The sequence below is a fragment of the Rathayibacter sp. PhB1 genome, assembly GCF_004362935.1.
GTDB classification, from domain to species: domain Bacteria; phylum Actinomycetota; class Actinomycetes; order Actinomycetales; family Microbacteriaceae; genus Rathayibacter; species Rathayibacter festucae.
The window spans coordinates 265,210-289,689 of record NZ_SNYD01000001.1; the positions used below are offsets into that span (position 1 = coordinate 265,210).

Consider the following 24,480-nt stretch of genomic DNA (forward strand, 5'->3'; position numbering starts at 1 on the left):
CGCGTCCCCACGGCATTTCGCCAACAGCTTGTTGGCGAAATGCCGGCGATCACTTCGATCCTGCGTCGGCACCACCCGGAAGGGGTGCGACGGCCTGCCGGAGGACGGCTGCGAGGTCCTCGTTGCTGCCGGTGTCCTGGCTGTGGAACCTCGCCTCCACGAAGGCGTCGCGCAGTGGCGCTCCGGGCGCGAAGAGTGCTGCATCAATCTGGTAGCCCGCCTGTTCGGCGAGCTGTGAGAAGAACACGAACTGTGTGCGGGTGTTGCCCTCCCTCGCGAAGTGGATCACGTTCAGCTCGCCCCAGCTCTCGGCGAGCTCATCGATGAACTCCTCCAGTCCGAGACCGCGGAGATGATCCTTGCGAGCGAGCTTCGCGTACTCGGCATCAGCCGCTTCGGAGAGGGCCGGGCCGGCAGGGTAGTAGGCGTGCCCGTCCTTCGTCATGCGCGCGCCGACCGGAGCGACCCGCTCCTGGCCCGCCCACGCGTACACGTCGTGGAAGATCGCACGATGGATCGCCTTCATGTGCGCGTAGTCGAACCGACCCTTGACGGGGTTCTCGTGCAGTTCTCGAATGCGGACAGCAGTGATCGCCTCCTCCATCGCACGCAGCTTCACCGGATCCGTCTCGCCGTAGGGCTTGCCCGGTCCTGTGAACTTGTTGCGCAGAACAGTCGTACCCGGAATGAAGTAGTCATCCCAGGTACGGAAGGTGGAACCGAGGGGCATCAGCCCTGAATGTGTCGCCGAATCGCGGCGACGGCCTCGTCCCCTGTCAGCTCATGGCGCGCGGCACGCTCGATGATCGCGAGTAGTGCGGGATCCGTGACCTCGTGTCCTGCCAGCGAAAGAGCCGCTTCGGCGAACATCAGGTGCTGATCGACCTCAGCGTGATCGGGCGTGACCGCCCCGAGTGCGTGCGCCATGCCGACCTCCCTCGTGAGCCCCTCTACTTTACCAGCGCCACCCCTTCCGGGGCTCAGCGGTCGGCGATGCGGAGCATCACGCGGGTGCGGTCGCCGCGGGAGACGATCCGCTCGATCACCATGAAGGCGCGGTACTCGAGGCGGTACTTGCGGAGGAAGACGCGGCCGAGGCGCTCGACGGTGTCGGTGTCGGAGACGATGTGCGCCTCCGCCTCGAGGACGGTCGCGCCGTCGGCGACGCGGCCGCGGCGGTCGCAGGGGACGAGGGTCACCCGCGGGTCGTTGCGCAGGCGCTTGACCTTGCCGCTCTTGCGGGGCGTGGTGACGATCAGGTCCGCGCCGTCCCGGGCGATCCACACCGGCGTCGACACTCCGACGCCCGTCTTCCGGAAGGTCGTGAGCGAGACGAACGAGGCGTCGGAGAGGGCCGCGAGAGCGGGCGAGAGGGTCATCCTCGAAGAGTAGGGGTGCGCGGGAGCGACTCCGCAAGCCTCCCTGGCAGCTCCGATCGCCGCCGTAGGGTGGAGGCATGACCGACCCGTCCCCCCTGATCGGTCCGATCCCGGCGCCCGAGCTCCACGTCATGACGTACAACATCCGCCGCCGCATGCCCCGGCTGACCGCCCGCGCGGTCGACCAGTGGGAGCGCCGCAAGCCGCTGGTGCGCCGGCTGCTGCAGGAGGAGAGCCCGTCGATCCTCGCGGTGCAGGAGGCGCTGCCCGACCAGGCGCAGTGGGTGCACGAGTCGCTCGGCGCCTCGTTCGAGGGCATGGGCTTCGGCCGCGACGCCGACCGCGGCGGTGAGCGGGTGATGCTCTTCGTCGACCGGAGCCGCTTCGCGGTGCGCGACTGGTCGCAGATCGCGCTGTCCGCGACTCCGGACGTCGCCGGCTCGCGCAGCTGGGGCAACCGGATCCCGCGCACCGCGGTGATCGCCGAGCTGACCGACCACGCGACGAACCGCGAGTTCACCGTCGTCGCGACGCACTTCGACCACCTCTCGCGGCGCTCGCGACTGCGCTCGGCCGAGCTGGTCGCCGAGCGGATCACCGACCTCGGCCGGCCCGCGATCGTGATGGGCGACACCAACACCGACGTCGGCACGGAGCCGTACCGGGCGCTGCTGGACGAGGGCGGGCTCGCGGACTCCTGGGTCGTCGCCGGCACGCACCTCACCCCGCACTGGGGCACCTACTCCAACTACCGCCCGCCGAAGGCCGGCCGCCAGATCGACTGGCTCACGGTCAGCGCCGGGGCCTTCGAGGTCGTCTCGGCGGCGATCAACGCGACCCGCTACGGCACGGCGCCGGGCTCGGACCACGAGGCGGTCCAGGCCGTCCTCCGCTTCACGAAGCCGTGACCCGACCCGCCGTGAGAGCCCGCCCCGAGAACGAGCCCGTCCTGATCTCGACGTTCATGGAGCCGCCGCGCACCCGGGGCGAGTGGTTCGCCGACGCGGTCCGCGCCCTCGGCGCCGTGAGCATCGTCGCCGCGATGATCGGCTGGGACCTCGTCGACGTCGCCGTGCTCGCCCTCGCCGCGATCGGGCTGGTGCTGCCGCGGTTCCTCGGGATCCGCCCGGCGCTGGACGCCACCTTCGGACTCGCTCTGCTGGTCGCGTCCTGGAGCAGCGTGCTCGGGCTCTACCAGGCCTGGGCGTCGTGGGACCTCGTCGTGCACTTCGTGCTGAACGGGCTGGTCGCGGCCGTCGCCTACATCGTCGCCGCGCGCGCCGGCGTGGTTCCGACGGTCGCCGGCGACCGCGGTCCGCTCGCCCCGGCGATCGTGCTCTGCGCCTGCTTCGGCCTGTCGATGGGCGTGGTCTGGGAGTGGGGCGAGTGGGCCGGGCACCGCTTCGTCGACCCGTCGATCTTCGTCGGCTACGAGGACACGCTGGGCGACCTCGCGGCCGGCGCGGCCGGCTCGATCGCGGCCGGCGCGCTGATGCGCTTCTGGTCGGCGAAGAGCCGCGTCGTCGGCGACCGGCGATGACCCGCCGGCACAGCCTCCTCGCCCTCCTCGTCGTGCTGCTCTGGGGGCTGAACTTCGTCGTGATCGACGTGGGGCTCGCGGACGTGCCGCCGCTGCTGTTCCTGGCGATGCGGTTCACGGTGGTCGCGGTGCCGGCCGTGTTCCTCGTGCCGCGGCCGCAGGCGCCGCTGCGGACGGTCGCGACCATCGGCGCCTTCATGAGCCTCGGGCAGTTCGCGCTGCTCTACCTGGCGCTGGCGCTGGGGATGCCCGCGGGGCTCGCGTCGCTGGTGGTGCAGGCGCAGATCGTGCTGACGGTGCTGATCGCCGCGGTGCTGCTGAAGGAGCGGCCGACGCGGCGGCAGAGCATCGGCCTGGTGGTCGGCGTCGCGGGGCTCGTGATCGTCGCCCTCTCGCACGGGGCAGTCGCGCCCTGGCTGCCGTTCGTGGTCTGCCTCGGCGGCGCGCTCTCCTGGGCGATCGGCAACGTGCTGACCCGGCGCGCGAAGGGCGCCTCGGGGCTCTCGCTGGTGGTCTGGTCGGCGCTGGTCGTGCCGATCCCGGCGCTGCTGCTCTCGCTGCTCGTCGACGGCGGGCCTGCGATCGCCGAGGCGATCCAGGGGCTCTCGCTCGCGGCGGTCCTCAGCACCCTGTACACGGCGGTGTTCGCGTCGCTCATCGGCTACGGCATCTGGAACTCGCTGCTCGCCCGCTACCCCGCCGCGTCGGTCGTGCCGTTCACGCTGCTGGTGCCGGTGGTCGGCGTGCTGTCGGCGTGGGTGCTGCTGGGCGAGGTGCCGTCGGTCGGCGTGCTGATCGGCGGCGCGGTGATGGTCGCGGGGCTCGCGGTCGCGACGATCCGCCGAGGCCGGCGCGATCCCGTCCTCGCCGCTGTCGGCGGTCCGGCGTAGTGTCGCCCGCATGTGCGGACGCTTCGCAATGGATTCCGAGACCGACGCCCTGATCGCGGAGTTCGTGGCGGCGGGCGGCCGGGCGGCCGACTGGGCGCCCGACTTCAGCGTCGCCCCGACCGACGCGGCGCCGATCGTGCGCGAGCACCGGCACGAGGAGTCGCTGGAGCGCGAGATCGAGCTGGCCTCCTGGGGGTTCCGGCCGTCCTGGGCGAAGGGGAAGGGGCCGTCGCCGATCAACGCGCGGCTCGAGACGGTCGCCTCGAACGGGCTGTTCCGCGGGGCCTTCGCCAAGCAGCGCGCCATCGTGCCGATGCGCGGCTACTACGAGTGGGAGGCGCGCGCCGACGGCAAGCAGCCGTGGTTCCTGCACGGCGAGGAGCCGATCCTCGCGGCGGCCGGCCTGTACGCGGCGCGCAAGGAGGGCGACGAGTGGCGGGTCTCCTTCACGATCATCACCCGCGAGGCGCGGGACGCCTCCGGCGAGGTGCACGACCGGATGCCCGTCTTCCTCACGCCCGACGTCCGCGACGCCTGGCTGAGCCCCGACCCGCTCGCCTCGAGCGAGGAGATGCTCGCGACCCTCGACCGCGCGTCGGTCGCCGTCGCGTCGACGATCACGGCCTACGCGGTCGACCGCCGCGTCAACAACGCCCGGACGGTCGATCGCCACGACCCGGGCCTGCTCGACCCGGTCGCGTAGGGGCTTCCTGCCGGCGATCAGGGACAGTCGTCGCATCGTGCGCCAGGCAGCGCTCCGCCCGCACGGTCGGTCACCGTCACGAATACCCTCGCCAGATGTGTTTCGCGCGCCTGTCGTTGCCTGTCCTCGCATCGGACATCCGTACTGAGCCAGATCTGTCGGCTTGGACCGACGAGATCATGGCCGAGATCGAGAAGGGCCAGCAGCTCGCCGACCATTTCCCCTCGAAGGAGGCCCTCGATCGCGGTCGCCGTGTTCTAGTCGGCGAGCTGTCCATCAGCGACGCTCGACGGGAATTGCGCGTGAAGCACACCGCGTCGGGTGAAATGCGAATGCGCACGCATTTGCGTACGCATCTGTACGCTAAGACCATGACTTCCCGCAGCCTGCCGACGTCCCGTGCCGTGCCTGTACTGTCTTTCCGCGAGGCGCGCGACGAACTCGGCCGCGCCGTAGGCCGCTTCCGCGAGGACGCCAACGCCGAGATCCTCGTGTTCGGGTCGCATCGGCGAGCGGAAGCGGCGATCGTGCCGATCGCCGTGGTCGACCAGCTCCTCTCCCGCCTGGACGACGAGGAGATCGCGGCACTCGTGCGGGAGCGCTGGGACATGGAGAGCGAGCCGCTCTCGGACGTCGCCGCTCGATTCGGCGTGGTCCTCGACGAATCGTGAGACTGAAGCTCGACGCTCTGAAGCCCGGCTTCGGCGACGACCTCGCCGATCTCATCGCCCGTGAAGGCGGCGGCACTGCTTCTCCGCATCCTCTCGCGGTCCGCGTCATCGGCCTGCTTGCACTGGTGGCTTCCGGCGATCTCGTGGGTCTCCCGCTCGAGGAGCGGAAGTTCACAGCCGACCTGAGCGACTGCCGCAAGATCTACTTCGACCTCGATCCGCGTGAACTGCGGCCACGGTTCAGACTTGTCTATCGGCTCCTGCCGAACGAAGACCGAGCGACGCGGGTGCAGGCGGTGGCGGTCGGTCGCCGTGCTGATCTCGACGCGTACGCACGAGCGGCTCGCAACCTCGGAAGGCCCTGAGGCGGACCCCGGGCGACGACGTGGTCACCCGGGGGCGGGCCGCTTCACTTCGTTCCGGCGTGGCCCGCCCGCCGGCGGAGCCGGCTGATGGGCGGGGTTCCCGGGGCGGGCCGGATCATTTCGTTCCGGCGTGGCCCGCCCGCCGGTGGAGCCGGCTGATGGGCGGGGTTCCCGGGGTGGGCCGAATCATTTCGTTCCGGCGTGGCCCGCCCGCCGGCGGAGCCGGCTGATGGGCAGGGTTCCCGGGGCGGGCCGGATCATTTCGTTCCGGCGTGGCCCGGGAACGGCTTGCCGTTCAGGCTGACCTCGTCGGGGTCGACCTCGACGGTGCCGACGTCGTCCGCGCCGCCGGTGCCGGGCACGGAGATGACCTCGGCCGAGCCGGAGACCTCCGTCCGGCTGGTGGTCGGGTCCTGGTCCTGGCGGACCTCGGTCTCGCGCTCGCTGCCGGGGGACTCGGCGCGGTCCTTCTCGACCTGCTCGCTGCTGGTCCGCGTGGCCGGAGCCGCACCGTCCGTCGCGCCGATCGTCGATCCCTGCTCGTGCTCGTCCATGTGCCTCTGCCTTTCGTCGGGACCAGCCACGCTACGCGCGGCTCCTCGGCCGAGCACCCGCTTGACAGCTCGCGAGCCCCCCGTCGAGCCCTGCGGCTCGGAAGACGGACGTACTACCCTGGGGAGACGGTCGCACCGGGGGGCGCGGCGTTGCCGCAGCATCCGCCCGAGGAGGAACCGTGTCATCCCACCGAACGGGCGAGAACCGCGTCGTCGGCACGACGATCGGCGGTCGCTACACGATCGAGGAGCTGATCGGCCGGGGCGGGATGGCCACCGTCTACCGGGCCCGCGACGGGATCCTCGGCCGCTCGGTGGCGCTGAAGATGTTCGCGCCGGGCATCGACGACGCGCAGGACCTCCAGCGCAAGTCGTCCGAGATCCGGCTGCTCGCGGCCCTCAACCACCCCGCGCTGGTGACCCTCTACGACGCCGACGACGGCGGTGACGACACCGGCGGCCAGGCCTACATGGTGATGGAGCTCGCCGAGGGGCCGAGTCTCGCGGAGCGGCTGGCCAGCGGGCCCGTCCTGCCGAACGACGTCGCGTCGATGGCCGCCGACCTCGGCGAGGCCCTGCACACGGTGCACGCAGCCGGAGTGGTGCACCGCGACGTGAAGCCCTCCAACGTGCTGCTCGTGCCGAGCCCGCTGACGAGCCGCGAGTTCCGGCCCAAGCTCGCCGACTTCGGCATCGCCTACCTGATCGACGCCACCCGGATCACCTCGCCGGGCACGCTGATCGGCACCGCCGCCTATCTCAGCCCCGAGCAGGCGCACGGCGACGTGCTGACCTCGGCGAGCGACGTCTACTCCCTCGGCCTGGTGCTGCTCGAATCGCTGACCGGGCGCCGCCCCTTCACCGGGTCGGCGATCGAGGTCACCCTCGCGCGCCTGCTGCGCGACCCGGAGGTGTCGGACTCGCTCGGCGGCGGCTGGTCGGCGCTGCTGAACGCGATGACGCGGCGCGAGCCGGCCGAGCGGCCCACGGCGATCGAGGTCGCGGAGTCGGCGCGCGCGCTGATCGATCCGCGCCGCGACGGACCGCCGACGGCGATCGTCGTCCCCGACGTGCCGGTCCGGGAGCCCGCCGGACCGCCGCCGACCGAGCGGATGCCTGCGACCGAGCGCTTCGCTCCGACCGCGGCCGCGACCGAGCTGCTGGACGCGACGTCGGTGCTGCCCGTGGGGGCGACCGAGCTGCTGCCCGGCGCCGCTCCCGCGACCGCGACGACCACGCGGGTCGCGCCGAGCGCGCCGGTCACCCCGCCCGCCGCCGTCGCCCGGCGCCGCAGCGGGCCGAGCCCGTGGCTGATCGTCGTGGTCCTCGCGCTGGTCGCCGTGGCGGTCGGCCTCGTGATCGTGCTGTTCGACGGTCCGCAGTCGCCGCTGCCCGCCGTCGACGGAGAGCTCGGCGAGCACCTCCGTCAGCTGCGCGAGAGCATCCGCTCGTGAGGGGGCCGGGTCGACGGGGCGTGAGCCGGCGGGGCCTTCGACTGCCGGCCGGGGGTGCGGCGCTCGCCGCCGTCCTCGTGCTGTCGGGCTGCTCCGCCGCGGATCCGTCGATCGACGACGGCACCGCGCAGGCCCTCGACGACGCGGTCGTGGCGGTCGCCGAGAAGGCGTCGGCCGACGACTGGGACGGAGCGCTCAGCGAGCTCGACGCGCTGCAGGCGACGCTCGACGCGGCGATCGCCGGCGGGAACGTCCGGGAGGACCGGGCCACGTCGATCCGGGCGCAGGCCGACCTCGTGCGCGCCGACCTCGCCGCGCTGATCGCCGCCGTGCCGACGCCTGAGGAGTCGACCGAGCCCGAGCCGGAGGAGACCACTCCCGTCGAGGAGGAGCCGCCCGCCGAGGAGACCCCGGAGGAGGAGACGCCGGCCCCGGTCGAGACTCCCGAGGAGGAGCCGTCGCCGACGCCCGAGGAGACCGAGCCGGTGGAGCCGACCGAGCCTCCGGAGGAGGAGTCGCCGGCGCCTGCCGCGACGACGCCGGCCGCCGGTGCGCCCGCCGTGCAGGCGCCCGCGACGCAGGCGCCCGTCGAGGAGCCGATCGAGGGACCGGGGAACTCCGGCGGGAACGGCGGCGGGAACGGCGACGGCCGCAGCCCGGAGAGCGGGCAGAACCCCGGCAACGGGAACGGCCCGGGGAAGGGCTGAGCCCCTCCGCTCCCGCGTCCTACTCCTCCGTGCGGACGACCGCGTAGGACGCGTCGAGGTCGACGTCCACGTCCGTGCCGTCGGCGCGGGTGACCTCGACGTCGAACGCGTGGTCGGCGTCGTCGCTGCGCTCGGCCTCGGTGACCGTGCCGCCGCCGATCGCGGCGATCGCGGCCTCGCTCGCGCGGGTCAGCTCCTCGCCGACGAGGTCGTCGGGGTCGACGGCGCCGGTGACGCCGGTGGTGCTGTCCTCGGAGGTGCCGGTCGTGCCGTCGCCTGTGCCATCGTCCGTGCTGCCGGTGCCGCGCACCGCGTCGTCGTCCGGGTCGACGACCAGCACGCCGAAGGAGTCGTCGAGCCGCACGTCGTACTCGAGGCCGTCGTCGCCGCGCAGCTCGAGCTCGTAGCCCGGCGTGCCGTCGTCGTCGCGCTCGGCCGAGGTGACGGTCCCGCCGCCGATCTCGGCGATCGCGACCTCACTGGCGCGGTCGAGGTCGGCGCCCGTCAGCGCGTCCGAGCGCTCGAAGCCGTCGGTCGCGGCGAAGGCGATGCCCGTGCCGGCTCCGACGAGCACGATCGCGCCCGCGACTCCGACGATGATCCCGGTCTTCTTCTTCATGATCCGCTCCGTCTCCGGCGCCGTTCCTCGACGCCGCGGCCACTGTCCCGCGGCGCCGCTGAAGCCAGCCTGAAGCGGATCGGGCCCGGCGCCGGTCAGCGCAGCGGCACCCGCAGCGTCACTCGCGCGCCGCCCCACGGCGACTCCTCGATCGCGACGCTCCCGCCGTGCGCCGCCGCGATCTCGGCGACGATCGCGAGCCCGAGACCCGAGCCGCCGGCGTCGCGGGCGCGCCCCTCGTCCAGCCGCACGAAGCGCTCCAGCACCCGCTCGCGGTCGGCTGCCGGGATCCCCGGCCCGTCGTCGTCGACGACCAGCACCGCGGAGTCGCCCTCCCCGCGGGTCGCGATCGCCAGCCGCGCGGCCCGGTGCCGCACCGCGTTGTCGACGAGGTTCCGCAGCGCCCGCCCGAGCAGCGCCTCGTCCGCCACCGCCTGCACCGGCGAGACGCCCGAGGCGTCCACGGCGATCCCGGAGTCGCGCAGCCGCCGCACCTCGCGCAGCGCCAGGTCGTCGAGGTCGACCGGGGCCGCGAGCACCGCCAGCCGCGCCTCGTCGGCGCGCGCCAGCAACAGCAGGCCCTCGATCAGGCCGCCCATCCGCACCGACTCCTCGGCGACGGTCGTCGCCAGCCGGCCCGCGTCGAGCCGGTCGGGGTGCGCGAGCGCGACCTCCGCGCTCTGCCGCAGGGCCGCGACCGGCGAGCGCAGCTCGTGCGAGGCGTCCGAGACGAACCGGCGCTGCCGCTCCTGGGCGTCCTCGAGGCGGCCGAGCATCCGGTTCAGGGTCTGCGCGAGCCGGTCGATCTCGTCGCCGGAGCCGGGCTCCGCGACGCGGCGATCGAGGGCCGCGGCGGTCACCGCGTCCGCCTCCGCGCGCATCCGGTCCACCGGCCGCAGGGCGCGGCCGACGACGATCCAGCAGACGATCGCGACGAAGGCGATCAGCAGCGGGACGGCGACGGCCAGCAGACCCGCGGTCGTCGCGAGCGCCTCCGCACGGCCCTCGTCGGGCACGCCGACGACCAGGATCGCGCCGTCGTCGAGCTCCTGGGTCGCGACGACCAGCGGATCCTCGTCCGCGGGCGTCGTCGTGAACGGCTCGTCGCGCTCCTCGGTCGCGAGCGCCGGCAGGTCGTCGGCGTCCTCGCCCGCGGCGGCCACGCGCCCGTCGACGACCAGCTGGACCACGCCCTCCGAGGCCCGCACCGCGTCGGCACCGCCGCGCTCGACCAGCGTCGCGACCCGCTCCGCCTCGGTCTCGGCGGCCGTCGCGGCACTGCCCGCGAGCACGGAGGAGAGCACCAGCAGGAAGCCGGCCGCGCCGAGCACCGCGGCGAGGGCGACGACGGCGGCGGCCGCGAGCGTGATCCGGGAGCGCAGGGAGCGCCGCCGCGTCGTCCCGCCCGTCACGGCAGCACCGTGTAGCCCGCGCCGCGCTGAGTGCGGATCGTCTCGCGCCCGAACGGCCGGTCGATCTTGTTGCGGAGCGTCCGGATGTAGACCTCGACGATGTTGGGATCGCCGTCGAAGTCGAAGTCCCAGACCGCGCCGAGCACGTCGCGCTTGGAGACGACGTCGCCCGCCCGCGAGACGAGGTACTCCAGCACGCTGAACTCGCGGGCCGTGAGCGGGATCGGGACCCCGCCCCGCTCCACCCGGCGCGCGGCCGGATCGAGCACGAGGTCGCCGACGATCAGCACGGTGGGTCGCTCGGCGGCGCCGCGGCGGATCAGCGCCCGCAGCCGCGCGACCAGCACGGGGAAGGAGAACGGCTTGGTCAGGTAGTCGTCCGCGCCGGTGTCGAGCGCCTCGACCTGGTCGAGGTCCCCGTCCTTCGCGGTGAGCATCAGGATCGGCGTCCAGTCCTCGGCCGCGCGCAGCCGCTCGCAGACGCGGAAGCCGCTGATGTCGGGGAGCATCAGGTCGAGCACGATCGCCGCGTACTCCGCCTCCCGCGCGAGCCAGAGCGCGTCGGTGCCGTTCGTCGCGGTGTCGACCGCGAAGCCCTCGCCCTGCAGCCCCGCCTCGAGCGCGCCCAGCAGGTTGATCTCGTCGTCGACGATGAGGATGCGGATGGGAGCCTCCCGGTCTCGGCGCGGACGCCCAGGTTAACCCGCGCGTTCCCCGCGTGCGCTAAGACGGTCCGGTGACAGCCGACGCCTCCCTCGCCCGCCGCCTGGGCTTCCGCGACGCCGTCGTCATCGGGCTCGGCTCGATGATCGGCGCCGGGCTCTTCTCGGCCTTCGGCCCCGCCGCCGCGGCGGCCGGGCCGTGGCTGCTGGTCGGCCTCGCGCTGGCCGCGATCGTCGCCTGGGCGAACGCCTCCTCCACGGCGCAGCTCGCCGCGCAGTACCCGCGCTCGGGCGGCGCCTACCTCTACGGCCGGGAGCGCCTCGGCGAGTGGCCCGGCTTCCTGGCCGGCTGGAGCTTCGTCGTCGGCAAGACAGCGAGCTGCGCCGCGATGGCGCTGACCGTCGCCGCCTACGCCGCGCCCGCGGGCTGGGAGCGGCCGGTCGCGGTGGCTGCGGTCGTCACGCTGGTGGCGGTGAACGTCCTCGGGGTGACCCGCACGGCGCTCGCGACGCGGATCCTGCTCTCGATCGTGGTCGTGGTGCTCGTGGTCGCGATGGCGGCGGCCGCGGCGTCCGGACCGGCGTCCGTCACCGGCGCCGATCGGCCCTTCGACGCCTACGGCGTGCTGCAGTCGGCCGGAATGCTGTTCTTCGCCTTCGCCGGCTACGCCCGCCTCGCGACGATGGGGGAGGAGGTGCGCGACCCCGCCCGCACGATCCCGCGCGCGATCCTCGGCGCCCTCGTGCTCGCGGTCCTGCTCTACACCGTCGTCGGCGCCGGGCTGCTCGCGGCGCTCGGACCGGAGAGGCTCGCCGCCTCGACGCAGCCCCTCGTCGACGCGGCCGCCGCCTGGCCGTGGACCGCGGTGCCGATCCGCGTGGGCGCCGCGGCGGCGAGCCTCGGCGCGCTGCTCGCGCTGATCGCGGGCATCGGCCGCACGAGCCTGGCGATGGCGCGGAACGGCGATCTGCCGCGGGCGCTCGCCGTGATCGACCCGGTCCGCAGCGTCCCGCGCCGCGCCGAGATCGCCGTCGGCCTGATCGTCGTCGTCCTGGTGCTCGTCGCCGACCTGCGCTCGGCGATCGGCTTCTCCTCGTTCGGCGTGCTGCTCTACTACCTGATCGCGAACATCGCGGCGCTGACCCAGGAGGCCCCGCACCGCCGCTACCCGCGCCCGCTGGCGGTCGTCGGCGTCGCCGGCTGCCTCCTCCTCGTGGCGACCCTCCCGCCCGCCTCGATCGCGGGCGGCCTCGCAGTGCTCGCCGTCGGGGCCGCTTACCGCATCCTCGCTCAGTCGCGGGTGCGGCGGAGCAGCCAGACGAAGTAGGGCGCGCCGACCAGCGCGATCATCAGCCCGGCGGGCAGCTGCGACGGCGCGATCAGGGTGCGGCCGAGGGTGTCCGCGACGAGGACGAGCAGGCCGCCGAGCAGCATCGCGACCGGGACGATGCGCCCGTGCCGCGCGCCGACCAGCGTCCGGGCCAGGTGCGGCGCGACCAGTCCGACGAAGCCGACCGTGCCGACGGCGACGACGGCCAGCGAGGCGAGCACGGCGGCGAGGGCGAGCACGCCCAGGCGGGTGCGCTCGGGCCGGACGCCGAGGATCCGCGGCGTGTCCTCGTCGATCGCCAGCAGGTCGAGGCGGCGGCGCAGCCCGAGGAGCACCGGCAGCAGCACCAGGATGCCGAGCGCGACCGGCAGCACGTCCGGGAGCGAGCGGCCGTAGGTCGTGCCGGAGAGCCAGGTGAGGATCCGCGGGGTCCGCCACGGGTCGGAGCTCAGCAGCAGGAAGGCGGTCACGGCGCTCAGCGCGTAGCCGGCACCGATGCCGACGAGCACGAAGCGGTCCGGCTGCAGCCCGCCGCGCCAGGAGAGCAGGGCGATCGCGCCGAAGGTCGCGAGCCCCGCGGCGATCGCCATCGCGATCAGCACCGGCCGGCCGCCGCCGCCCAGCCCGGTGGTGACGACGATCACGGCGCCGAGCCCGGCGCCGGCCGTGATGCCGAGCAGCCCCGGCTCGGCCAGCGGATTGCGCACGGTGCCCTGCACGGCGGTGCCGGCGAGGGCGAGCGCCCCGCCCGCGAGCACGGCCGCGGCGATGCGCGGCGCCCGCTCGTCGAGGGCGCGGGCGACGAGATCCGGTGCCGCGCTCTGCAGCCAGAGGACGACGTCGCCGAGCCGCAGCTGCAGGCTCCCCGCGAGCAGGGCGAGCACGATCGTCACGGCGAGCAGGACGGCGGCGACCGCGAGCACGACCCGGAACCGCCGCGCCGTCCGCAGCGTCGAGCGGACCGTCCGCGCCGACCGCGCCGCACCGGCGTCGCGCATCCGCAGCGCGAGGACCACGATGACGAGCCCGCCGAGCACCGCGGTGGGGATGCCCGTCGGGATGGCCGTGGCTCCCTCCGGGCTGAGGATCGCGCGCAGCAGCGCGTCGGCGAGCACGATCAGCGCGGCGCCGATCAGCGCCGACGCGGGCACCAGGAAGACGTGGCGGCGCAGCGCCGGCACCCGCGCGGCCAGGAGCCGGGTGAGGACGGGGGCGCCGAGGCCGACGAAGGCGATCGGACCGGCCAGCGTCACCGAGGTGCTGGTGAGCAGGACCGCGCAGAGCACGGCGAGCGCCCGCGTCGAGCGGACCGGGACGCCCAGCGAGGCGGCGCCGTCCTCGCCGAGGCCGAGCACGTCGAGGCGGCGCGAGAGCAGCAGCGCGAGCGCGAGGACGACGACGATCAGCGGGGCGGCGCGCGCCGACGCGTCGATGTTGAGCTGTCCGAGCGAGCCGCTGCCCCAGGCGAAGAGCCCGGTGGTGTTCTCCCGGAAGAGGATCAGCAGCATCGCCGTGCCGGAGTCCAGCGCCATCGCGATGGCCGAGCCGGCCAGGATCAGCCGGGTGCTCGAGGTGCCCGCGGCCCGCCCGGTGAGCGCGAGCACGATGGCTGCGGCCGCGAGCCCGCCGAGGAAGGCGACCCCGCTGGACGCCCAGAGCGGCACGGTCAGCGAGAAGGCGGCGACCACGGTGAGGGCGAAGTAGGCGCCCGCGGTCACCGCGAGCGTGTCGGGGGAGGCGAGCGCGTTGCGCGAGATCGACTGCAGCAGCGCGCCGGCCGCGCCGAGGGCGAGGCCCACGGCGATGCCCGCGGAGAGGCGCGGCAGCCGGGAGCCGGCGAAGACGTCGCCGGCCGAGACTCCGCCGACCGCCACGTCCTCGCCGAGCAGGGCGCGCAGCAGCCCGTCCGCGCCGATGCCCGAGGTGCCCTGGGTCAGGTGCCAGAGCCCGATGAGCACGACCGCGACGGCGAGGGCCGCGAGCACGCCGACGCCGCCGAGCGCCGCGCGCCGCCCGGAGGGGGCGGTCGCGCGGCGCTCGGCGGCGGTCGGCGTCGTCGTCACTCGCCGACGATGACGTCCACGAAGGCGTCGATGGCCTGCTCGCCCGACTTCGGTCCGCCCGCGCCCCAGACGCCGGGCGGGAACTCGAAGGCGCGCCCCTGCTGCACGGCGGGCAGCGCGGACCAGACCGGGCTCTTGGCGAGCTCGGTCACGTAGCTGTCGGGGGTGCCGTCGTTGGAGTAGACCAGGTTCGCCTCGCCGACCGCGGTCAGCCCCTCGATGTCGGTCTGCGCGAGTCCGTAGGAGGGGTCGACGCCGCCGCTGCCGTAGGAGTCGTTGATCTCGTCGGTCCAGGCGCCCTCCAGGCCGAGCTCCTCGCCCAGCTCGGTGAACAGCGCGCCCTTCCCGTAGGGGCGGATGACGACGTTGCCGCTCTCGATCCAGCCGTCGAAGAAGACGAACTCCGGCGTCGCGAGCGCCGCCTCGGCGACCTGGGTCTTGGCGTCGGCGAGGTGCTGGTCGAACTCGGCGAGCACCGCGTCGGCGCGCTCGGTCCGGCCGGTGGCCTCACCGAGGAGCGAGAACACCTCCTTCATGTTGTCGATCTGGCCGCTCGCGTCCGCGCCGATGGTGACGAGCACGGGCACGTCGCGCTCCTCGAGCTGGGCGAGGAGCTCGTCGTCGGCGCTGTACGCCTCCATCACGATCAGGTCGGGGTCGAGACCGTAGAGGGTGTCGAGGTCCGGCTCGCCGCGCTCGCCCACGTCCGCGGTGCTCGCGGGCAGGGTCTCGGCGCTGACGTAGGTGGCGTAGTCCTCGGTCGAGGCGGCGCCGACCGGGGCGACGCAGAGCGTGAGCAGGTCCTCGGTCTGCTGCCACTCCAGCACGACGATCCGCTCGGCGGGCGCGTCGAGCTCGACGGTGCGGCCGAGGCTGTCGGTGAGCGAGACGGCGCCGGTGGCGGTCGCGGTGTCGTCGGCGGCGCACTCGGCGGAGTCGACGGTGCCGGCCGCGTCGGCGCTCTCGACGGCGGTCGTGCCGCAGCCGGTGAGCAGGAGCACTCCGACGGCGGCCGCGGCCAGGGCGGAGGGGAGGAGCGGGGCTCGGGTCATTCTTCGGTGTCCTCTCGGGAACGGGCGGGGGTCGGGTGGAGCGGGTCGTGCAGGCGGCTGCTGTGCCGGCTGACGGGGTCGATGCGCAGACGGCCGGTCCGCTCGTCCACTGCGACCTCGACCCGCAGGCCGTAGGCCGCCTCGATGTGCTCGGCGGTGAGCACCTCGACGGGAGCGCCCTCGGCGAGGACGCGCCCGTCGCTCAGCAGCAGCAGGCGGTCGGACACACGCGCGGCGTGGTCGAGGTCGTGCAGGACGACGCCGACCGCGGCCCCGTGCACCTCGGCGAGATCGCGGATCAGATCGAGCGTCTCCACCTGGTAGCGGAGGTCGAGGTGGTTGGTCGGCTCGTCGAGCAGCACCACGCCGGTCTCCTGCGCGAGGCAGGCCGCGAGCCAGACCCGCTGCAGCTCGCCGCCGCTGAGCTCGCCGGCCGCGCGCTCCGCCATCGACAGCACCCCGGTGGTGGCCATCGCCTGCTCCACCGCCTCGCGGTCGCGGGTGGACGGCCCGGCGAAGGCCCGGCGGTGCGGGTGGCGGCCGAAGGCGACGACCTCCCGGACGCTGAGGCCCTGCGGGGCGGTGCGGCTCTGCGCGAAGAGGGTCACCTCGCGGGCGAAGTCGCGGCTGCTCAGCGCGGTCGCGGGGCGGTCGCCGTCGAGGACGACGGCGCCGCCGCTCGGGGCGTGCAGCCGTGCCAGCGCGCGCAGCAGCGTCGACTTGCCGGAGCCGTTCGGGCCGACGAGTGCGGTCACCCGCCCCGGCTCGAGCCGCACCGAGACGCCGTCGACGACGGTGCGCCGGCCGAAGCCGAGCACGAGGTCGGTACCGGCGAGGCGCGAGGACGCGCGCGCGGGCTCGGGGGAGGGAGGCATGGGAGGAGCGGATTCCTGCGTCGGAGAGGGAAGCGGGAGGGGATCCGCTGAGTAAGGGTTGGCTTACCTTCCTCAGGCTAGGCGGCCGCCCTGTCGTCCGCAATCGACTGCCGACGACACCGGATAGAGCGTTCCGGCCACTCAAGCCGCCTCTGCGTGGCACGGGACGGCGCCGCTCGAAGCGGCGGCTCGGACAGGGGCGGATCTCCTGGAAGAGACGCCCGCCGCATGCTGGTCGAGTAGCCCCGCAGGGGCGTATCGAGACCCAACGCGGTCCGACGCCCCGCCTCAGCCCGCGGCCGATGCCGCAGCCGTGCGCTGATCCTGCGCGAAGGCGCCGGGAGTGGTCCCCATCACCCGCTTGAACGCCGCGATGAAGGTGCTCGGGTGCGTGTGGCCCATCAGCTCCGAGACGTCCTGCACGCTGCGCCCCTCCGCCAGCAGCGCGAGCGCCCGGTGCGCCCGCAGCGCCTGGCGCCACTGCAGGAACGACAGCCCGGTCTGGGCGCGGAGGACCCGCGAGAGGGTCCGCTCGCCGACGCCGAGGTGCTCCGCCCAGTCGGCGAGCGTCCGCCGGTCGGTCGGGTCGTCGAGGAGGGCCGCGACCAGGGGCGCGAGCCGCTCGCCCTGCGGCACGGTGACGGAGTACTGCGCCGCCGACGGCGCGATGACGTCGAAGACCACCGCCTCCGCCCGCAGCCGCGCCGCCGCCTCGAGGTCGGTCCGCGCGAGCCGGGTGAGCAGCGCGGCGAGCACCGGGGTGATCTCGACGAGGACCGGCGCCGTGATCGGCACGGGCGAGCGCTCCGGATCGAAGAGCGCGTCGCAGAGGGCGGTGCGCGCGGTCGTCCGACCGGCGTGCTCCGTCCCGGCCGGGATCCAGACGCCGAAGCCGTCCGGCACGGTCAGGATCCGGTGCTCGAGCCGGACGGTCATGGTGCCGCCGCGGACCCAGACCAGCTCGTGCAGCGCGTGCCGGTGCGGCGCGAACTCGTGCGGCGCCTCGAGCCGGACGCTGCCGGCCGCGATCGCGAACGGCTCGGCGATGCGCGTCGGTGCACCGGTGTCCGCGACGACGACGGTGCTCGGCTCGCGCCGCCAGGTGCCCCGTGCGCTGTCCTCGTCCATGCACACGATCTTAGGAAGCGCCCGCGCCGGGCAGACTGTCCCGGTGACCGCAGCCCAGATCTTCCGCGACCGCCTCGTCGAGCACATCGACGCCGTCGGCTTCGGTGCACACGGCCTGCACGTGCTGATCGGCGACGACACGGCCGAGCACCGCTGGACGCCGGACGTCCGCGAGGACGTGCACTCCGTCGCCAAGGGCGTCTGCGTGCTGGCCGCGGGCCTCGCGGTCGACGAGGGCCTGATCTCCCTCGACGAGCCGCTGGGACCGCTGGCCGCGGACGTCTCGACCGACCTGGGTGAGGGAGTCGCCGACCTCACGCTGCGCCGGCTGCTCAGCATGACGAGCGGCATCGACCTGCCGTGGTCGCCGACCCTGATGACGGACTGGCCCGACCTCGCCGTCGAGTTCCTCCGCCGGCCCTCCGCCGGGCCCGTCTTCCAGTACTCCAACGCCAGCAGCTACACCGCGATGCGGCTCCTGGAGACGCGGGTCGGCGACGTGGGCGTGTACGTCGACCGCCGCCTGCTGCGGCCGCTCGGGATCGAGGGCGCGGAGTGGGAGCGCTGCCCGAACGGCCGCATCGTCGCCGGCAGCGGACTGGCGCTCCGCACGGAGGAGACCGCCCGGATCGGCCGGCTGATCCGCGATCGCGGCGTCTGGCGGAACGAGCGGATCCTCGCGCCCGAGTGGAGCGACCTGATGCACTCCGAGTGGGTCGCCGCGGGCACCGGCCCGGGCTACCGGCGCTACGCCCTCGCCGGCTGGGACGGCCCCGGCGCGAGCTGGCGCCTGCACGGCGCCTACGGCCAGCTGCTCGTCTTCGCGGGCGACGCGGTGGTGACGATCAGCGCCGACGACCATCCGGGCGCCGACGCGATCGCCGCGTTCATCGCGGCGGAGCGGGCGGCCGCCCAGCGCTGACGGCCGGCCCGCACCCGCGGACTACTCGTCGCGGTCGGTGTACTCGCCCTCGCCGGTGGAGTCGGGACCGGAGCCCTCGGTGTCGACGTAGCTGCCCTTCTCGGTGCTCGACTCCTCGTGCGAGGAGGTGTCGACGTAGCTGCCCTCCTGCTCGCCGTCGGTGTGCGAGACGCCGTCGGTCTCGGTGTACTCGCCCTCGGCCGAGGTGTCGGTGCTGTGTCCGTCGGTGCCGTGGCCGTCCGCGTCGCCGTCCGCGAGGTGGCGGCCGCGTCGGGTCGTCTCCTCGGTCGTGCCGCCGCTCTCGGTGGTCGTGGTGGTCTCGAACTCGTCGTCGTGTGCCATGGCGGGGCTCCTCGCCTCATCGCGTCGGGTGGATGCAGTCGACGATCCTGCACCCGGTCCGCCGGTGCAAGCCGTCGCGGCTGCACATCCGCGCACCTTGACATCCGGCGCACGTCCGCGGAACGTCGGCGTCCCGGTCACTTCGCCGTTCCCTGCCCCGAGCGCAACTCCTGTCGTGACCCGTCCGCCGCCGCCTAGCCTCCGAGCATGACTGCACGGACTGCACGCACCCGCTGGAGCGTCATCGGCCAGCTCGGCCCCCTGTTCGACGACGGCGGCCCGATGCTGCTCGTCGAGGCCCGCTCGGCCTTCGGGCGCCGGCCGATGCACCGCGCGAAGGCGCAGCTGCTGCTCTCGGCCCTGCGCCACCGCGGCCGCGAGCTCGGCGACCGCGTCGAGTACGTCCGCGCCGAGACCTTCGCCGAGGGGCTCGCGGGCCGCGACGACCTCGAGGTGATCGACCCGCCGACCCGGGGCGGCCGCCGCCTCGCCCGCCGGCTGGGCATGAGCGTCCTGCCCAGCCGCGGCTTCGTCACGGAGGAGGAGGACTTCCGCGAGTGGGCGCTCGCGAAGTCCGGCAAGCGCCTCCTCCTCGAGGACTTCTACCGCTGGAGCCGCGAGCGCACCGGCGTGCTGATGCGCGGCGACCAGCCGGAGGGCGGCCGCTGGAACTACGACCACGACAACCGCAACCCGCCGCCCAAGGGCGCCTCGCGGCTAGGCCTGCCCGATCCGTGGTGGCCGGAGGAGGACGACATCGACGAGGAGGTTCGCGCCGATCTCGCCCGCTGGGAGCGCGAGGGCGCGATCCGGCTCGTCGGCGAGGACGGCCCGCGCCGGTTCGCGGCGACGCCTGCGGAGGCGGAGGCGGCGCTCGCCGACTTCGTCTCGTCGCGGCTCGGCGACTTCGGCACCTACGAGGACGCGATGCTCTCCGGCGACTGGACGATGGCGCACTCGCTGCTGAGCGCACCGCTCAACCTCGGCCTGCTCGATCCGCGCGCCGTGATCGACGCCGCCGCGGCCGAGCACGCCTCCGGCGGCGCCCCGCTCGCGAGCGTCGAGGGCTTCGTCCGGCAGATCCTCGGCTGGCGCGACTACGTCTGGCACCTCTACTGGCACCTCGGTCCGGACTACCGCGAGCGCAGCAACGCGCTCGGCGCGAAGGCCCCGCTGCCGCAGCAGCTGCTCGACCTCGATCCGGCCGGCATCGAGGCGAACTGCCTGCACGAGACCCTCGACGACGTGCGCCGCCACGGCTGGGCGCACCACATCCAGCGGCTGATGGTGCTGGGCAACTGGGGCCTGCAGCGCGGCTGGGACCCGGCCGAGCTGAACGACTGGTTCGTCGACGTCTTCGTCGACGGCACGGAGTGGGTGATGCCCGCGAACGTGATCGGCATGTCCCAGCACGCGGACGGCGGGATCGTCGCGACCAAGCCGTACTCCTCCGGCGGCGCCTACATCAACAAGATGTCCGACTACTGCGGCGGTTGCCGCTTCAACCCGAAGGTGCGCCTGGGCGAGAACGCCTGCCCGGTCACCGCCGGCTACTGGGCCTTCCTCGACCGCACCGAGCCCGTCCTCCGCGGCAACCACCGGATGGCCCAGCCCCTCGCGGGCCTGCGCGCCCTCTCGGACCGCGCCGCCGTCGTCGACCAGGAGCGCCACCGCGAGAGCTACTGACCCGCGGCGGATCGAGCGGGACGTCCCGCGCCCACTGCTGATCGAGTAGCCCGCCTCGCGGGCGTATCGAGATCCGCGGTCTGCCGGGGCCCGGTCTCGATACGCGCTGCGCGCTACTCGACCAGCATGTGCGGGCGCGTGCTGACGCGCGCTGCAGGCGCTGCACGCTGATGCGCCATGCAGGCGCTGCATGCTGATCGAGTAGCCCGCGGAGCGGGCGTATCGAGATCCACCCACCGTCAGAACGGTGCGGGAACAGTGTCGAAGCGGGGCCCCGGCGGCCGTTCGGGCGGCCGGCCGGGCAATGGCGGTGGCCGGTTGCTGATCCGCTGACCGGTCGGGCTCGTCCACTCGAGCGTCCCCTGGTCATCGACTCGGTCGTAGCTCCACTGCTCGCCGTGCCGCACGTGGTGGTGCGAGGTGCAGAGCATGACGAGGTTCTCGAGCGAGGTCTCTCCGCCGTTGCGCCACTCGATGGTGTGGTCCGCCTCGGCCGTTGAGGCCGTGCGGGTGCAGCCGGGGAAGCGGCAGGTCTGATCGCGAAGCTGCAGGTGCAGGCGCATCCGTGCGGGCGGGAGGCGCTGGGTGCGGCCGACGGAGACGACGGCGCCGGTGTGCGGATCGGTGAGGACCCGGGCGAAGGACGCTGCAGTACGAATCAGCTCGCGGGCGACGTCGGCGGGGACGGGGCCGTAGCCGTCGAGGTCCGCGGGTGCGTCGTCGAGGCCCACGGCCGTGGACGCCGCGAGCGTCAGCCGCACCTCGGCGCGGACGCCGGGGACGAAGGTCGGGTCGGGCCGATGCTCGTCGTTCGGCGTCGTTCCGGCGATGTCGCCGTCGCAGAGCAGATCGACCGCGGCGTCGGCGCTGAGCTGCTGGAGTGTGCGCGGGTCGCCTTCGTCGCGGAGGATGCGGGCGATGCGGCGGAGTCGGTCGTAGGCGCCGGAGACGGCGGGCGCGGGAGCGTGGACGCACAGCGTGGCCATCCCGTCGACGTCCGGTGTGACCCAGACGGCGCGGTCCTCCTTGGCGCGGGCGTGGCGCTCGGCGAGGGGCTGCTCGTGCAGCTCCTCTCGCCAGCGGCCGAGCGCTCGGCGCAGCTGCGTCGTCGTCATCGTGAGGGCGGCGTCAGCGGCGCGTTCGTCGAGTGCCTCGCGGGAGGCCTCCGGGAGACTGCTGGCCGTCCTGCAGATGGCTTCGCCCGCATCCCACAGGATCCGACCGTCGCGCAGCAGCGCGCGCGTGAGGGGCAGGTGCTCCATCAGCGTCTGCGCGGTCTCGAGGCGGCGGGAGACCTCCCGCTCGGAGACGCCGATCGTGGTCGCCAGGTCGGCTCGGATGGAGCGCTCGACGAGGTCGCGGGTCTCGCTGCGGGACGCTCCGCGGGCGAACGCCTCCGGGACGCTGAGCGCGATTCGGTAGCCGCGGTGCATCCGTTCCGCGGCCCTCAGGCGCGTCGGGGACGCGGCGCGCTCGGCGGCGGCGGAGTCGTCGAAGCAGTCGCGCGCCTCCGCGAGTGCCGCTGCATTCTCATCTTCTGACATACGCGTATTGAAGCAGGATCCACCGACACCGGAGACGGAACCATGGGCTGATCGGGGACAACACCGTCGGATCGACGAGTGTGGAGGAGGCTCGCTCCCGGATCTCTCGGTGATGGTGGGTCTCGATACGCCGCCGAAGGCGGCTACTCGACCAGCATGCGAGGGCCGCCGGAGGCGGCTCCTCGACCAGCATGAACGGCCGCCCTGCGGGGTGCTCGACCGGCTTGTGTCGCCTCTCTTGCTGGTCGAGTAGTGCGCGCAGCGCGCGTATCGAGACCCACTCGCGTCAGAAGGACGAGCCTGCAGACCGGCCTTGCTGATGACGGTGGGTCTCGATGCGCCCCTGCGGGGCTACTCGACCAGCATGCTCGCGGGCGTCTCTTCCGAGGAGATCCACCGACGTGAGGAGGTGCGGGTCGTGAGACGACCAGCGCCCCCGCGCCGCTCCGCCTAGCCCGCGCGGTACACCGACACGGTCACCGCGACCGTCACCGTCGTCGTCTCCTCGCGGCCCGCCAGCAGGGCGTCGACCGCCGCGGCGTCCACGTGGTGCGCGCTCGGCCCCATCAGCACTTCGGCCCGCAGCTCGTCCGGTGTCATCGCGACCGCGTAGTCCAGCTCCTCGCGCGCGACCCGCTCGAAGCCCTGCAGCTGCTCGTCGAGCCGCTCCGCCTTGCCCGCGTCGATGCCGAGCATCCCGAACACCGGGCGGATCTCGCCGAGGTGCCGCTCGCGCGGTGTCACGACGATCGCGACGCCGCCCGCCCGCAGCACCCGCCGCATCTCCGGCGCGTTCCGCGGCGCGAAGACGGTCAGCAGCGCGTCCGCGCAGCCGTCGGCGAGCGGCAGCGGCTGCCACAGGTCCGCCGTGGCCACCGCGGCTCGCGGATGCGCCCGGGCGGCCCGGCGCGCCGCCGCCGCCGACAGGTCCAGCCCCAGCCCGCTCGCCTCCGGCCGAGCCTCGAGCACCGCCGCGAGGTACGCGCCGGTCCCGCAGCCGAGGTCCACGACGAGCCGCGCGTCCGCCGGCACCGCGGTGGCGACCGCGTCCTGGATCGGCCGGTAGTGCCCGGACCCCAGGAGCTCCTCGCGCGCCTGCACCATCGCCGCGGTGTCGCCCGAGGTGGCGTGCCGGCCGCGCAGCAGCGAGACGTAGCCCTGGCGCGCCAGATCCGCGCTGTGTCCGACCGGGCAGCGCAGCAGGGTCGGCCGCGGCAGCGCGTCCGGGGCCAGCGGCGCCCCGCAGACCGGGCAGGCGAGCGCGGGCAGGACCGCCGACCCGGGGACGCCCGCCGGGTCGAAGGGGTGCCGGCTCACGCGGAGCGCCCCGGATCGCGGGGCACGGAGTCGACCTGCTCCGGATCGTGCCGCATCGCCGTGATCGCCGAGTTCAGCGTCGCGATCACCGGCACCGCGAACAGCGCGCCAGCCAGCCCCGCCACCTCGAGCCCGGTCGCGACGCCCAGCACGACGGCGAGCGGATGCACCTTCACGGCCGAGCCGAGGATCAGCGGCTGCAGCACGTGCCCCTCGAGCAGGTGCACGACGACGACGACGCCGATCATGATCAGCGCCGCCACCGGTCCGCTGAACAGCAGCGCGACGACCGCGGCGAGCGCCCCTGTCACGATCGCGCCGAGGAACGGCACGAAGGAGCCGAGGAACACCACGATCGCGATCGGCACGACCAGCGGCAGCTGCAGAGCGAGCGCGCCGATCCCGATGCCGATCGCGTTGATCGCCGCGACTCCGAGCTGCGCCCGGACGAACTGGCTGAGCGTCCGCCAGCCGGCCGCAGCCCCCGTCTCCAGCGGCAGGCGCGCGGCGCGCGGCATCAGGCGGAGGAACCAGGTCCAGATCCGCCGGCCGTCCAGCAGCAGGAAGATCAGCGAGAACAGGGTGAGCAGCGCGCCCGCGAACACCTCGGCCACCTGCGAGCCGACGGCGAGGGCCCCGGAGGCGATGGTCGACGCCTGGGTGTCGGCCCAGTCGATCGCCTTCTGCGCCCAGTCGCCGAGCTGCACGTCGGAGAAGCCGAGCGGCGGGCCCTGCAGCCAGGCCTCCACGTCGTCGACCGCGTCGAGCGCCCGCTGCCCGACGCCGCCGAAGCCAGCGCGCGACTGGACGACGACGAGCCCGATCAGGCCGACCAGCGCGAGCAGGAGCGCGAGGATCGAGACGAGCACGGCCAGCGGGCGCGGCAGCCGCCAGCGCTCGAGCCGGTCGCGGAGCGGAGTGAGCAGCGCGGTGACCAGGATCGCGATCAGCACCGGCACCACGACGACCGGCACCAGCGCGACCAGCTTCACGACCAGCCAGAGCAGCGCCGCGACGGTCAGCACCCGCCAGCCCCAGGCGGCGGCGATGCGCATGCCGGGGGAGACGTCGTGCGGCTCGTCGCCGACGGCGTCGGAGGAAGTCGCGACCGGGGGAGAGGCGGCCGGCGGAGCCGCGGCCGCAGGGGTCGCCACCGAGTCGCGTCCCCCGTCGCGCGGTCGGCGTCCTCGCATGTCCCCTCCGATTTCCCTCGCAGTGTACGACCGCGGCGGACGACCTGCCCGGGAGTCCCGCGCCGGAACGA

At 74.0% G+C, this 24,480-nt stretch carries 26 protein-coding genes; 11 read left to right on the plus strand and 15 right to left on the minus strand.

Translation table 11 applies throughout. The annotated features are described in order from the left end of the window. Window positions 1–49 precede the first annotated feature (49 nt). The 3 genes from EDF17_RS01265 to EDF17_RS01275 are packed head-to-tail and all read right to left on the minus strand — an operon-like array spanning window position 50 to window position 1,379. Window positions 50–730 (minus strand): Fic family protein, encoded by a 681-nt coding sequence (locus EDF17_RS01265; protein WP_123444812.1) that lies wholly within the window; start codon window positions 728–730, stop codon window positions 50–52. Next, window positions 730–927 (minus strand): antitoxin VbhA family protein, encoded by a 198-nt coding sequence (locus tag EDF17_RS01270; protein ID WP_123444813.1) that lies wholly within the window; start codon window positions 925–927, stop codon window positions 730–732. The genes EDF17_RS01265 and EDF17_RS01270 overlap by 1 nt, the downstream gene beginning before the upstream one ends. Window positions 928–980: 53 nt before the next feature. Then, window positions 981–1,379, minus strand: a complete 399-nt coding sequence (locus EDF17_RS01275; protein WP_123444814.1) for a PPOX class F420-dependent oxidoreductase — start codon at window positions 1,377–1,379, stop codon at window positions 981–983. A gap of 77 nt (window positions 1,380–1,456) precedes the next feature. Between EDF17_RS01275 and EDF17_RS01280 the strand changes: the two genes are divergently transcribed. From EDF17_RS01280 to EDF17_RS01305, 6 genes are all read left to right on the plus strand, one after another. Continuing rightward, window positions 1,457–2,287 carry an endonuclease/exonuclease/phosphatase family protein gene (locus tag EDF17_RS01280; RefSeq protein ID WP_123444815.1) on the plus strand — a complete coding sequence of 277 codons (831 nt, stop codon included), beginning with the start codon at window positions 1,457–1,459 and terminating at the stop codon, window positions 2,285–2,287. Next, on the plus strand, window positions 2,284–2,919 hold the full coding sequence (locus EDF17_RS01285; protein ID WP_123444816.1) for a hypothetical protein: 636 nt from the start codon (window positions 2,284–2,286) through the stop codon (window positions 2,917–2,919). Before EDF17_RS01280 ends, EDF17_RS01285 begins: the two co-directional genes overlap by 4 nt. Beyond that, the gene (locus EDF17_RS01290; RefSeq protein WP_123444817.1) at window positions 2,916–3,809 is read left to right on the plus strand and encodes an EamA family transporter; all 894 of its coding nucleotides are present in this window, start codon (window positions 2,916–2,918) and stop codon (window positions 3,807–3,809) included. The genes EDF17_RS01285 and EDF17_RS01290 overlap by 4 nt, the downstream gene beginning before the upstream one ends. Before the next feature lie 10 nt (window positions 3,810–3,819). Then, window positions 3,820–4,512, plus strand: coding sequence for an SOS response-associated peptidase (locus tag EDF17_RS01295; protein WP_123444818.1), 693 nt, complete (start codon window positions 3,820–3,822; stop codon window positions 4,510–4,512). A gap of 95 nt (window positions 4,513–4,607) precedes the next feature. Continuing rightward, complete coding sequence (locus EDF17_RS01300; RefSeq protein WP_123444819.1) at window positions 4,608–5,183, plus strand: hypothetical protein; 576 nt, start codon at window positions 4,608–4,610, stop codon at window positions 5,181–5,183. Next, a complete protein-coding gene (locus tag EDF17_RS01305) occupies window positions 5,180–5,548 on the plus strand; it encodes a hypothetical protein (RefSeq protein ID WP_243586104.1) in 369 nt (122 codons plus the stop codon). Before EDF17_RS01300 ends, EDF17_RS01305 begins: the two co-directional genes overlap by 4 nt. Before the next feature lie 257 nt (window positions 5,549–5,805). Here the strand turns inward: EDF17_RS01305 and EDF17_RS01310 are convergent, their stop codons facing one another. Further along, a complete protein-coding gene (locus EDF17_RS01310; protein ID WP_123444820.1) occupies window positions 5,806–6,102 on the minus strand; it encodes a hypothetical protein in 297 nt (98 codons plus the stop codon). Between the two features lie 179 nt (window positions 6,103–6,281). On the opposite strand from EDF17_RS01310, the gene EDF17_RS01315 reads away from it, so the two are divergent. Next, window positions 6,282–7,556: a serine/threonine-protein kinase gene (locus EDF17_RS01315; RefSeq protein WP_123444821.1), complete on the plus strand. Its 1,275-nt coding sequence runs from the start codon at window positions 6,282–6,284 to the stop codon at window positions 7,554–7,556. Between the two features lie 20 nt (window positions 7,557–7,576). Continuing rightward, the gene (locus EDF17_RS01320; RefSeq protein ID WP_123444822.1) at window positions 7,577–8,263 is read left to right on the plus strand and encodes a hypothetical protein; all 687 of its coding nucleotides are present in this window, start codon (window positions 7,577–7,579) and stop codon (window positions 8,261–8,263) included. A gap of 19 nt (window positions 8,264–8,282) precedes the next feature. Here EDF17_RS01320 and EDF17_RS01325 read toward each other — a convergent pair whose 3' ends face one another. The 3 genes from EDF17_RS01325 to EDF17_RS01335 all read right to left on the minus strand — a co-directional run bounded on the left by EDF17_RS01325 (window position 8,283) and on the right by EDF17_RS01335 (window position 10,959). Continuing rightward, a complete protein-coding gene (locus EDF17_RS01325; protein ID WP_123444823.1) occupies window positions 8,283–8,882 on the minus strand; it encodes a PepSY domain-containing protein in 600 nt (199 codons plus the stop codon). 95 nt (window positions 8,883–8,977) lie between these two features. After that, window positions 8,978–10,294: an ATP-binding protein gene (locus EDF17_RS01330; RefSeq protein ID WP_243732755.1), complete on the minus strand. Its 1,317-nt coding sequence runs from the start codon at window positions 10,292–10,294 to the stop codon at window positions 8,978–8,980. Next, complete coding sequence (locus EDF17_RS01335) at window positions 10,291–10,959, minus strand: response regulator transcription factor (RefSeq protein ID WP_123444824.1); 669 nt, start codon at window positions 10,957–10,959, stop codon at window positions 10,291–10,293. Before EDF17_RS01335 ends, EDF17_RS01330 begins: the two co-directional genes overlap by 4 nt. Before the next feature lie 71 nt (window positions 10,960–11,030). Here EDF17_RS01335 and EDF17_RS01340 point away from each other — a divergent pair, with 71 nt between their 5' ends. Next, window positions 11,031–12,284, plus strand: a complete 1,254-nt coding sequence (locus tag EDF17_RS01340) for an APC family permease (protein ID WP_123444825.1) — start codon at window positions 11,031–11,033, stop codon at window positions 12,282–12,284. On the opposite strand, the gene EDF17_RS01345 is transcribed toward EDF17_RS01340, so the two are convergent. From EDF17_RS01345 to EDF17_RS01360, 4 genes are all read right to left on the minus strand, one after another. Then, window positions 12,248–14,350: an iron ABC transporter permease gene (locus EDF17_RS01345; protein WP_123444826.1), complete on the minus strand. Its 2,103-nt coding sequence runs from the start codon at window positions 14,348–14,350 to the stop codon at window positions 12,248–12,250. The two genes, EDF17_RS01340 and EDF17_RS01345, sit on opposite strands and share 37 nt — an antisense overlap. Continuing rightward, complete coding sequence (locus EDF17_RS01350; protein WP_123444827.1) at window positions 14,347–15,402, minus strand: ABC transporter substrate-binding protein; 1,056 nt, start codon at window positions 15,400–15,402, stop codon at window positions 14,347–14,349. Before EDF17_RS01350 ends, EDF17_RS01345 begins: the two co-directional genes overlap by 4 nt. Next, window positions 15,399–16,277: an ABC transporter ATP-binding protein gene (locus EDF17_RS01355; RefSeq protein ID WP_123444828.1), complete on the minus strand. Its 879-nt coding sequence runs from the start codon at window positions 16,275–16,277 to the stop codon at window positions 15,399–15,401. The genes EDF17_RS01350 and EDF17_RS01355 overlap by 4 nt, the downstream gene beginning before the upstream one ends. A 288-nt stretch (window positions 16,278–16,565) precedes the next feature. Continuing rightward, window positions 16,566–17,405, minus strand: a complete 840-nt coding sequence (locus EDF17_RS01360) for a helix-turn-helix transcriptional regulator (protein WP_123444829.1) — start codon at window positions 17,403–17,405, stop codon at window positions 16,566–16,568. 43 nt (window positions 17,406–17,448) lie between these two features. Here EDF17_RS01360 and EDF17_RS01365 point away from each other — a divergent pair, with 43 nt between their 5' ends. Further along, window positions 17,449–18,327, plus strand: coding sequence for a serine hydrolase (locus EDF17_RS01365; protein ID WP_123444830.1), 879 nt, complete (start codon window positions 17,449–17,451; stop codon window positions 18,325–18,327). A gap of 21 nt (window positions 18,328–18,348) precedes the next feature. On the opposite strand, the gene EDF17_RS01370 is transcribed toward EDF17_RS01365, so the two are convergent. Next, on the minus strand, window positions 18,349–18,669 hold the full coding sequence (locus EDF17_RS01370) for a hypothetical protein (protein WP_123444831.1): 321 nt from the start codon (window positions 18,667–18,669) through the stop codon (window positions 18,349–18,351). Between the two features lie 207 nt (window positions 18,670–18,876). Here EDF17_RS01370 and EDF17_RS01375 point away from each other — a divergent pair, with 207 nt between their 5' ends. Beyond that, window positions 18,877–20,355, plus strand: coding sequence for a cryptochrome/photolyase family protein (locus EDF17_RS01375; protein ID WP_123444832.1), 1,479 nt, complete (start codon window positions 18,877–18,879; stop codon window positions 20,353–20,355). Between the two features lie 239 nt (window positions 20,356–20,594). Here the strand turns inward: EDF17_RS01375 and EDF17_RS01380 are convergent, their stop codons facing one another. The 3 genes from EDF17_RS01380 to EDF17_RS01390 all read right to left on the minus strand — a co-directional run bounded on the left by EDF17_RS01380 (window position 20,595) and on the right by EDF17_RS01390 (window position 24,409). Continuing rightward, the gene (locus EDF17_RS01380; RefSeq protein ID WP_123444833.1) at window positions 20,595–21,899 is read right to left on the minus strand and encodes an HNH endonuclease signature motif containing protein; all 1,305 of its coding nucleotides are present in this window, start codon (window positions 21,897–21,899) and stop codon (window positions 20,595–20,597) included. Window positions 21,900–22,349: 450 nt separating this feature from the next. After that, window positions 22,350–23,216 carry a methyltransferase domain-containing protein gene (locus EDF17_RS01385; RefSeq protein ID WP_185019937.1) on the minus strand — a complete coding sequence of 289 codons (867 nt, stop codon included), beginning with the start codon at window positions 23,214–23,216 and terminating at the stop codon, window positions 22,350–22,352. After that, entirely contained in the window at window positions 23,213–24,409 is a 1,197-nt protein-coding gene (locus EDF17_RS01390; protein WP_123444834.1) for an AI-2E family transporter, read from the minus strand. Before EDF17_RS01390 ends, EDF17_RS01385 begins: the two co-directional genes overlap by 4 nt. Between the last annotated feature and the right edge of the window lie 71 nt (window positions 24,410–24,480).

Coding starts and splice junctions, on each gene's coding strand:
- EDF17_RS01265 (WP_123444812.1), bottom strand. CDS start 730: ATGCCCCTCGGTTCCACCTTCCGTACCTGGGATGACTACTTCATTCCG.
- EDF17_RS01270 (WP_123444813.1), bottom strand. CDS start 927: ATGGCGCACGCACTCGGGGCGGTCACGCCCGATCACGCTGAGGTCGAT.
- EDF17_RS01275 (WP_123444814.1), bottom strand. CDS start 1,379: ATGACCCTCTCGCCCGCTCTCGCGGCCCTCTCCGACGCCTCGTTCGTC.
- EDF17_RS01280 (WP_123444815.1), top strand. CDS start 1,457: ATGACCGACCCGTCCCCCCTGATCGGTCCGATCCCGGCGCCCGAGCTC.
- EDF17_RS01290 (WP_123444817.1), top strand. CDS start 2,916: ATGACCCGCCGGCACAGCCTCCTCGCCCTCCTCGTCGTGCTGCTCTGG.
- EDF17_RS01295 (WP_123444818.1), top strand. CDS start 3,820: ATGTGCGGACGCTTCGCAATGGATTCCGAGACCGACGCCCTGATCGCG.
- EDF17_RS01300 (WP_123444819.1), top strand. CDS start 4,608: ATGTGTTTCGCGCGCCTGTCGTTGCCTGTCCTCGCATCGGACATCCGT.
- EDF17_RS01310 (WP_123444820.1), bottom strand. CDS start 6,102: ATGGACGAGCACGAGCAGGGATCGACGATCGGCGCGACGGACGGTGCG.
- EDF17_RS01325 (WP_123444823.1), bottom strand. CDS start 8,882: ATGAAGAAGAAGACCGGGATCATCGTCGGAGTCGCGGGCGCGATCGTG.
- EDF17_RS01350 (WP_123444827.1), bottom strand. CDS start 15,402: ATGACCCGAGCCCCGCTCCTCCCCTCCGCCCTGGCCGCGGCCGCCGTC.
- EDF17_RS01355 (WP_123444828.1), bottom strand. CDS start 16,277: ATGCCTCCCTCCCCCGAGCCCGCGCGCGCGTCCTCGCGCCTCGCCGGT.
- EDF17_RS01360 (WP_123444829.1), bottom strand. CDS start 17,405: ATGGACGAGGACAGCGCACGGGGCACCTGGCGGCGCGAGCCGAGCACC.
- EDF17_RS01370 (WP_123444831.1), bottom strand. CDS start 18,669: ATGGCACACGACGACGAGTTCGAGACCACCACGACCACCGAGAGCGGC.
- EDF17_RS01375 (WP_123444832.1), top strand. CDS start 18,877: ATGACTGCACGGACTGCACGCACCCGCTGGAGCGTCATCGGCCAGCTC.
- EDF17_RS01380 (WP_123444833.1), bottom strand. CDS start 21,899: ATGTCAGAAGATGAGAATGCAGCGGCACTCGCGGAGGCGCGCGACTGC.
- EDF17_RS01390 (WP_123444834.1), bottom strand. CDS start 24,409: ATGCGAGGACGCCGACCGCGCGACGGGGGACGCGACTCGGTGGCGACC.